The sequence below is a fragment of the Acidithiobacillus sp. genome (assembly GCF_027322205.1).
Classification (GTDB): Bacteria; Pseudomonadota; Gammaproteobacteria; order Acidithiobacillales; family Acidithiobacillaceae; genus Acidithiobacillus.
This window is the reverse complement of record NZ_DAHVHY010000020.1, coordinates 25,789-32,154: the sequence shown is the minus strand read 5'-3', so window position 1 is coordinate 32,154 and position 6,366 is coordinate 25,789. Positions and strand designations below refer to the sequence as shown.

Genomic DNA, 6,366 nt, shown 5'->3' with positions numbered 1-6,366 from the left:
TTCCGTACCACCGACGTAACGGGTGCGGTGGAATTGCCGGAAGGGGTGGAGATGGTGATGCCGGGAGACAACATTTTGTTCAAGGTGGCATTGATTGCACCGATTGCGATGGAAGAAGGTTTGCGTTTCGCGGTACGCGAAGGTGGCCGTACCGTTGGCGCTGGCGTGGTCTCAAAGGTGGTCGAGTAATGGACAGTTCTAAAATTCGCATTCGCCTTAAATCGTATGATTACCGCATGCTCGATATTTCTGCTGCGGAAATCGTAGAAACCGCGCGCCGGACCGGTGCGCGTGTTTGTGGGCCAATTCCGCTTCCTACAAAAATTGAACGCTTTACGGTCCTGCGCTCACCGCATGTGGATAAAAATGCGCGTGATCAATTTGAACAACGCACGCACAAGCGCTTACTCGACATTCTCGATCCCAACGACAAGACGGTAGATGCCCTGATCAAACTTGATTTGGCGGCTGGCGTCGATGTCGAGATCAAGCTGTAATTTATAAGGACGATACAATGGTAATGGGCCTGATCGGACGGAAAGTAGGTATGACGCGCATCGTTGCAGAGGACGGGCGTGTGCTGCCGGTAACCGTCATTCATGTGGCACCGAATACGGTGGCACAGGTTAAAGATATCGCCACTGACGGTTACAGCGCAGTGCAGGTGGCAACCGGTGAACGCCGTCCACAACGGGTAACCTCTGCGTTGGCTGGACATTTTCGCAAGAGTGGAATAGCCCCAGGGCGGCTTTTACGGGAGTTTCGTATAGCGGAGGACGCTGCTTATGTCTGCGGTGCGGACATCGGCCTCGATATTTTCGCGGAAGGTCAGCGCGTGGACGTGTCTGGAGTCAGCAAAGGCAAAGGCTTTGCTGGTGCCATCAAACGTCATAATTTTCGGAGTAACCGGGCTAGTCATGGTAACTCGCTGTCACACCGTGCACCTGGTTCTATCGGTTGTCGCCAGACACCTGGACGGGTGTTCAAGGGCAAGAAAATGGCAGGACATTTGGGTGCCGAGCAGGTCACGACGCTCAATCTTGAGTTGGTGCGTATTGATGCAAATCGCCGCCTACTCATGATTAAGGGCGCTGTTCCCGGTGCCCGTGACGGGGACGTGATAGTTCGTCCTGCCGTGCGTGGTTAGGAGAAAAATAATGCAAGTGCAAAGCTTGGAAGTGACTACCGGGAAAAGTAGTGATTTCGATGTCGCCGATGGGGTGTTTGGAGTGCCTTATAATGAGGCATTGCTGCATCAAGTGGTGGTAGCCCAGATGGCCGGTATGCGTTCGGCGAACGCTGCGCAGAAAAATCGCTCGGCAGTGCGTGGTGGTGGCCGCAAGCCGTGGAAACAGAAGGGTACCGGTCGGGCACGTGCCGGCAGTATTCGCAGCCCGATCTGGCGCGGTGGCGGGCGGGCCTTTCCTGGTGGTAATGAAAATTATACCCAAAAAGTCAACAAGAAAATGTGGGCTGGGGCAATGCGTACTGTGCTGGCGGAATTGCTGCGCCAGGGTCGTTTGCAAATCATTCAGCAGGAGGATCTCGGCGAGCCACGGAGTCGATTAGCCAAAGACTGGTTGAGCCGCGCGGGCGGAGACAATTTTCTGCTGGTCATGGGTGAGGTGCCGTTGAATCTCTTCCTGGGCTTGCGCAACTTCCCGAGGGTAGGTATCGCTGGTTGGCAGGATATCGGGCCGGCTGATCTTCTCCAGTATGGCCGTGTTTTACTTGATACCGAAGCGGCAGCCAGATTAGGTGAGGTGTACGGATGAACGCTGAGCGTAAGTATCTTGTCTTGCTGGCGCCTATTATCAGTGAAAAGAGTACGATGGTGCAGCAGCAGTCGAATCAGTTTGTGTTTAAGGTCGCCCGTGATTCTACCAAGCTGGAAATCAAGTCGGCGGTTGAAAAACTCTTTGCGGTTCAGGTTCTTTCTGTTCAGACTTGCAACTATCTAGGTAAGGAAAAGCGCATGGGTCGTCATGTCGGCCACCGCTCTTCTTGGAAGAAAGCCTATGTACGGCTGGCCGAGGGCAGCAGCATAGATTACGGCGTTGCCTGAGGAAAAGGGATAACAGATGGCACTTATTAAAACCAAGCCGACCTCTCCGGGACGGCGTTTCGTAGTAAAACCGGTCGATGCGGGACTCCATAAGGGAGATCCATATCCCGCTCTGGTTGAGGCACAGTCTCACAGTGGTGGCCGCAACAACCTTGGGCGTATTACGCGGCGGCACCAGGGTGGTGGGCACAAGTCACACTATCGCTTGGTAGATTTTAAGCGCAATAAGTTAGATATACCGGGCAAGGTCGAACGCTTAGAGTATGACCCCAATCGTTCAGCCCACATTGCGTTGATTTGTTATGTCGATGGCGAACGTCGCTATATTCTTGCGGCAAAAGGCATGTCCAGTGGTGATCCCGTGCTCTCCGCTGAGCAGACGCCCATAAAGCCGGGTAATTGCATGCCGCTCCGCAATATTCCCGTGGGAGCGGTGGTGCATAACATTGAAATGCGGCCAGGCAAGGGTGGGCAGATCGCTCGCTCTGCTGGAGCATCTGCTCAGCTCATGGCGCGTGACGGAGATTATGCTCAAGTGCGTTTGCGCTCTGGTGAAGTACGTCGAATTCATGTATCCTGCCGCGCTACGATAGGTGAGGTTGGAAATGAAGAACACGGCTCCCGCCAATTGGGTAAGGCTGGTGCGACGCGCTGGCGTGGTGTGCGGCCAACGGTTCGTGGTGTTGCGATGAACCCTGTGGATCACCCGCATGGCGGTGGCGAAGGGCGCACCTCCGGTGGCCGTCATCCCGTATCACCTTGGGGTCAGCCGACTAAGGGTTATCGTACCCGTAGAAACAAGCGTACGAGTAATATGATTGTGCGTCGTCGTTCGCGTTAGTGGTTAAGGGGATTTCACGTGCCACGTTCAATTAAAAAAGGTCCGTTCATTGATGGACATCTGGACCGTAAAGTGCAGAGTGCTCAGGCGAGCAGCAGCCGTCGTCCGATCAAGACATGGTCGCGCCGTTCGACGATTACACCTGATTTTATTGGGTTAACCATTAGCATCCATAATGGCCGTCAACATATTCCGGTAGTCGTCAATGAGAATATGGTTGGCCACAAGCTTGGCGAATTCGCTTTAACGCGGACCTTCAAGGGTCATGTTGCCGATAAGAAAGCTAAGCGTTAAAGGGGAGTGTGATGAAATCATCAGCAGTACTAAAGGGACTTCAGATGTCCCCCCAAAAAGCCCGTCTTGTCGCCGATCTGGTACGCGGACAGCCGGTGGGTAAGGCGCTGGAGATCCTGCGCTTCACCACCAAAAAGGCTGCGCTCCCAATTCGCAAGTGTCTGGAGTCTGCTGTTGCTAATGCCGAGAATAATGAAGGTGCAGATGTGGATGCTTTGGTCGTCGAACAGATCATGATTGACGGCGGTGCAGTGCTCAAGCGCTTTGCGGCTAGAGCGAAGGGGCGTGGTTCACGGATACTCAAGCGCACCAGCCATATTACCGTTGTCGTCGCAGAGAGTTAACTGAGGAACGTATGGGACAAAAAACCAATCCAATCGGACTGCGTCTGGGAATCATTAAGAATTGGAATTCTCGGTGGTATGGTAAAGGCGACTTCCAAGAGAAGTTGTTGGAAGACATCAAGGTCCGTCAGTTTATTCGTGAACGACTTGTCGGCGGCGCTGTCTCTGACATTATTATCGAGCGTCCCGCGCGTAGTGCACGTATTACTGTGCATACTGCCCGGCCCGGCATTGTTATCGGTAAGAAAGGCGAAGATATTGAAAAGCTTCGTCACGACGTACAGAAGCGCATGGGGGTTCCTGTCCATATTAATGTGGAAGAAATCCGTAAGCCCGAACTGGACGCGCAGTTGGTAGCCGAAAGCGTTGCGCAGCAACTCGTCCGTCGCATTATGTTTCGGCGCGCGATGAAGCGGGCGGTTACCAACGCTATGCGCTTTGGTGCGCTAGGCATGCGCATCAATTGCGCCGGTCGTCTTGGCGGTGCAGAAATTGCCCGTACCGAATGGTACCGGGAGGGTCGCGTTCCATTACATACGTTGCGCGCTGATATTGACTATGGTTTCGCGGAGGCCAACACCACCTACGGTATTATCGGGGTAAAGGTGTGGATCTTCAAAGGCGAGATCCTCGAGTGGAGCACGGCGCAAACGGCCGCTGCCCGCCAGAAGTGACGGGAGTGTCCGATGCTGCAGCCTAAACGTACAAAATTTCGTAAACAGCACAAGGGTCGCAATCGTGGCATTGCTACTCGCGGGAACAAAGTAAGCTTTGGCGAATTTGGCCTTAAAGCTGTTGGACGTGGTCGTATCACGGCTAGGCAACTCGAAGCCGCGCGGCGCGCCATCAGTCGGCATGTAAAACGCGGTGGGCGTATGTGGATTCGTATTTTTCCAGACAAACCGATCAGCAAAAAGCCGGCAGAAGTGCGTATGGGTAAAGGCAAAGGTAACCCGGAATACTGGGTGGCCTTGATTCAGCCTGGTAAAGTGCTTTACGAAATGGAGGGTGTAACGGAAGAGGTGGCCCGTGAGGCGTTCGCGCTGGGTGCGGCTAAGCTTCCGATACAGACAGTGGTTGTCAGTAGACGGGTGATGGGATGAAAGCTCAGGAAGTTCAAAAACTGGATCTGGCAGGCTGCCAAGCACAATTGATGCTCCTTTTGGAGGAGCAGTTCAAATTGCGTATGCAACACGCTACAGGGCAATTAGCCAAGACGTCGCGTTTATGCTTTGTGCGTCGTGATATTGCCCGTGTGCGAACAGCCATTACTGTGAAGAAGGAAACGCACTCATGACCGAGGCGAAGAACCCGCGTAGTTTGGTTGGTACAGTGGTCAGCAACCTTATGGATAAGACGATAGTCGTCAATGTTGAGCGTCGTATCCAACATCCGCTTTATAAAAAATTTATTCGACGATCCAAGAAATTTCATGCCCACGATGCGGAAAACACCTGCCAGATCGGCGACACCGTGAAAATTGAAGAATGTCGTCCATTATCGAAAACCAAGCGCTGGCGTTTGGTGAAGGTGCTTACCGAAGGCATTGTGGAAGGGGATAACGCATGATACAGATGCAGACCAGGCTAAGTGTTGCTGACAATAGCGGTGCCCGGGAAGTGATGTGTATTAAGGTGCTTGGTGGCTCGCATCGGCGTTATGCAGGTATTGGCGATGTCATCAAGGTGAGCATCAAAGATGCTGTCCCGCGCGGCAAGGTAAAAAAGGGCGACGTTTACAATGCGCTCGTCGTGCGTACTCGTAAGGGGGTACGCCGCGAAGATGGATCCTTGATTCGTTTTGACAGTAATGCGGCTGTGCTCTTAAATAACCAGTTACAGCCCGTTGGTACACGTATTTTTGGCCCGGTGACACGCGAGTTACGCGGTGCTAATTTTATGAAGATAATTTCATTGGCGCCGGAAGTGCTGTAGGGGATGACCATGTTGAAGGTACGCAAGGACGATGAGGTCGTGATTCTTACCGGTAAGGACAAGGGCAAGCGGGGTAAAGTGCTCAGGGTGCTGCGGGAGGAGTCACGGGTGGTGGTCGAAAAGGTGAACATGATCAAGCGACACGTTCGTCCTGATCGCATGGGCAAATCTGGCGGCATCGTGGAAAAAGAGGCGCCAATTCATGTATCTAATGTGGCAATTTTTAATGCGGCTACTGGTAACGGGGATCGAATTGGATATAAGGTGCTTGAGGACGGGCAGAAAGTGCGTGTTTTTAAGAGCAACGGTGAAGTTATTGGCCGCCGTTAAGCAAGGGAAATAATATGGAAGCCCGTTTACATTCTTTGTATAAAACGTCCATCGCGCCCAAGCTGATGCAGGATTTTGGCTTTAGTAGTGTGATGGAAGTGCCAAAACTGCGGAAGATCACTCTGAATATGGGAGTGGGTGAGGCGGTTGGTGACAAAAAAATTCTAGAAGCAGCTGTTGGTGATATGACTAAAATCGCCGGTCAGAAGCCCGTAGTCACGCGCGCACGGAAGTCCGTAGCGGCTTTCAAAATACGCGATGGTTATCCGATTGGATGCATGGTGACCCTGCGTGGGATTCTGATGTACGAGTTTTTGGACCGTCTTGTCAGTGTGGCTATTCCCCGTATCAGAGACTTTCGTGGTCTTTCGCCGCGGTCGTTTGATGGGCGTGGAAATTATACGATGGGCGTGAAAGAGCAGATCATATTCCCTGAAATTGAATATGATAAAATCGATCGTTTGCGCGGGTTGGACGTGGTATTTACTACCACCGCCAAGAATGATGAAGAGGGCCTTGGGCTTTTAAAAGCTTTCAAGATGCCCTTCCGGTCTTGAA

At 52.6% G+C, this 6,366-nt stretch carries 15 protein-coding genes; all 15 read left to right on the top strand.

The window, feature by feature from the left end:
• On the top strand, positions 1 to 189 hold a 189-nt coding region (locus M7F93_RS05115), incomplete at its 5' end, for an EF-Tu C-terminal domain-related protein (RefSeq protein WP_463670956.1).
• Positions 189 to 497, top strand: coding sequence for a 30S ribosomal protein S10 (gene rpsJ / locus M7F93_RS05110; protein ID WP_012536086.1), 309 nt, complete (start codon positions 189 to 191; stop codon positions 495 to 497). The genes M7F93_RS05115 and rpsJ, both read left to right, overlap by 1 nt.
• Before the next feature lie 17 nt (positions 498 to 514).
• A complete protein-coding gene (rplC, locus tag M7F93_RS05105) occupies positions 515 to 1,147 on the top strand; it encodes a 50S ribosomal protein L3 (RefSeq protein WP_298170101.1) in 633 nt (210 codons plus the stop codon).
• Between the two features lie 10 nt (positions 1,148 to 1,157).
• Complete coding sequence (rplD, locus tag M7F93_RS05100) at positions 1,158 to 1,775, top strand: 50S ribosomal protein L4 (RefSeq protein WP_298170098.1); 618 nt, start codon at positions 1,158 to 1,160, stop codon at positions 1,773 to 1,775.
• Positions 1,772 to 2,065: a 50S ribosomal protein L23 gene (gene rplW / locus M7F93_RS05095; RefSeq protein ID WP_035193429.1), complete on the top strand. Its 294-nt coding sequence runs from the start codon at positions 1,772 to 1,774 to the stop codon at positions 2,063 to 2,065. Before rplD ends, rplW begins: the two co-directional genes overlap by 4 nt.
• Positions 2,066 to 2,081: 16 nt before the next feature.
• Entirely contained in the window at positions 2,082 to 2,906 is an 825-nt protein-coding gene (gene rplB, locus M7F93_RS05090) for a 50S ribosomal protein L2 (RefSeq protein ID WP_298170091.1), read from the top strand.
• Between the two features lie 18 nt (positions 2,907 to 2,924).
• On the top strand, positions 2,925 to 3,200 hold the full coding sequence (rpsS, locus tag M7F93_RS05085) for a 30S ribosomal protein S19 (protein WP_298170089.1): 276 nt from the start codon (positions 2,925 to 2,927) through the stop codon (positions 3,198 to 3,200).
• Positions 3,201 to 3,211: 11 nt separating this feature from the next.
• Positions 3,212 to 3,544 (top strand): 50S ribosomal protein L22, encoded by a 333-nt coding sequence (gene rplV, locus M7F93_RS05080; protein WP_298170086.1) that lies wholly within the window; start codon positions 3,212 to 3,214, stop codon positions 3,542 to 3,544.
• 11 nt (positions 3,545 to 3,555) lie between these two features.
• Positions 3,556 to 4,218, top strand: coding sequence for a 30S ribosomal protein S3 (gene rpsC, locus M7F93_RS05075; RefSeq protein WP_298170083.1), 663 nt, complete (start codon positions 3,556 to 3,558; stop codon positions 4,216 to 4,218).
• 12 nt (positions 4,219 to 4,230) lie between these two features.
• A complete protein-coding gene (rplP, locus tag M7F93_RS05070) occupies positions 4,231 to 4,647 on the top strand; it encodes a 50S ribosomal protein L16 (protein WP_298170078.1) in 417 nt (138 codons plus the stop codon).
• A complete protein-coding gene (gene rpmC / locus M7F93_RS05065) occupies positions 4,644 to 4,841 on the top strand; it encodes a 50S ribosomal protein L29 (RefSeq protein WP_298170075.1) in 198 nt (65 codons plus the stop codon). The genes rplP and rpmC overlap by 4 nt, the downstream gene beginning before the upstream one ends.
• Positions 4,838 to 5,113: a 30S ribosomal protein S17 gene (gene rpsQ / locus M7F93_RS05060; protein ID WP_298170072.1), complete on the top strand. Its 276-nt coding sequence runs from the start codon at positions 4,838 to 4,840 to the stop codon at positions 5,111 to 5,113. Before rpmC ends, rpsQ begins: the two co-directional genes overlap by 4 nt.
• Positions 5,110 to 5,478 (top strand): 50S ribosomal protein L14, encoded by a 369-nt coding sequence (gene rplN, locus M7F93_RS05055; RefSeq protein WP_298170069.1) that lies wholly within the window; start codon positions 5,110 to 5,112, stop codon positions 5,476 to 5,478. The genes rpsQ and rplN overlap by 4 nt, the downstream gene beginning before the upstream one ends.
• Positions 5,479 to 5,487: 9 nt before the next feature.
• Complete coding sequence (rplX, locus tag M7F93_RS05050) at positions 5,488 to 5,808, top strand: 50S ribosomal protein L24 (protein WP_298170066.1); 321 nt, start codon at positions 5,488 to 5,490, stop codon at positions 5,806 to 5,808.
• Between the two features lie 14 nt (positions 5,809 to 5,822).
• Positions 5,823 to 6,365, top strand: coding sequence for a 50S ribosomal protein L5 (rplE, locus tag M7F93_RS05045; protein WP_014030020.1), 543 nt, complete (start codon positions 5,823 to 5,825; stop codon positions 6,363 to 6,365).
• Position 6,366: the final 1 nt, after the last annotated feature.

What these genes read in the sequence shown, in the direction of transcription:
- rplE (WP_014030020.1), top strand. Translation starts at nt 5,823, where the DNA reads ATGGAAGCCCGTTTACATTCTTTGTATAAAACGTCCATCGCGCCCAAG.
- rplN (WP_298170069.1), top strand. Translation starts at nt 5,110, where the DNA reads ATGATACAGATGCAGACCAGGCTAAGTGTTGCTGACAATAGCGGTGCC.
- rplB (WP_298170091.1), top strand. Translation starts at nt 2,082, where the DNA reads ATGGCACTTATTAAAACCAAGCCGACCTCTCCGGGACGGCGTTTCGTA.
- rpmC (WP_298170075.1), top strand. Translation starts at nt 4,644, where the DNA reads ATGAAAGCTCAGGAAGTTCAAAAACTGGATCTGGCAGGCTGCCAAGCA.
- rplD (WP_298170098.1), top strand. Translation starts at nt 1,158, where the DNA reads ATGCAAGTGCAAAGCTTGGAAGTGACTACCGGGAAAAGTAGTGATTTC.
- rplX (WP_298170066.1), top strand. Translation starts at nt 5,488, where the DNA reads ATGTTGAAGGTACGCAAGGACGATGAGGTCGTGATTCTTACCGGTAAG.
- rpsQ (WP_298170072.1), top strand. Translation starts at nt 4,838, where the DNA reads ATGACCGAGGCGAAGAACCCGCGTAGTTTGGTTGGTACAGTGGTCAGC.
- rpsJ (WP_012536086.1), top strand. Translation starts at nt 189, where the DNA reads ATGGACAGTTCTAAAATTCGCATTCGCCTTAAATCGTATGATTACCGC.
- rplV (WP_298170086.1), top strand. Translation starts at nt 3,212, where the DNA reads ATGAAATCATCAGCAGTACTAAAGGGACTTCAGATGTCCCCCCAAAAA.
- rplW (WP_035193429.1), top strand. Translation starts at nt 1,772, where the DNA reads ATGAACGCTGAGCGTAAGTATCTTGTCTTGCTGGCGCCTATTATCAGT.
- rplP (WP_298170078.1), top strand. Translation starts at nt 4,231, where the DNA reads ATGCTGCAGCCTAAACGTACAAAATTTCGTAAACAGCACAAGGGTCGC.
- rpsC (WP_298170083.1), top strand. Translation starts at nt 3,556, where the DNA reads ATGGGACAAAAAACCAATCCAATCGGACTGCGTCTGGGAATCATTAAG.
- rplC (WP_298170101.1), top strand. Translation starts at nt 515, where the DNA reads ATGGTAATGGGCCTGATCGGACGGAAAGTAGGTATGACGCGCATCGTT.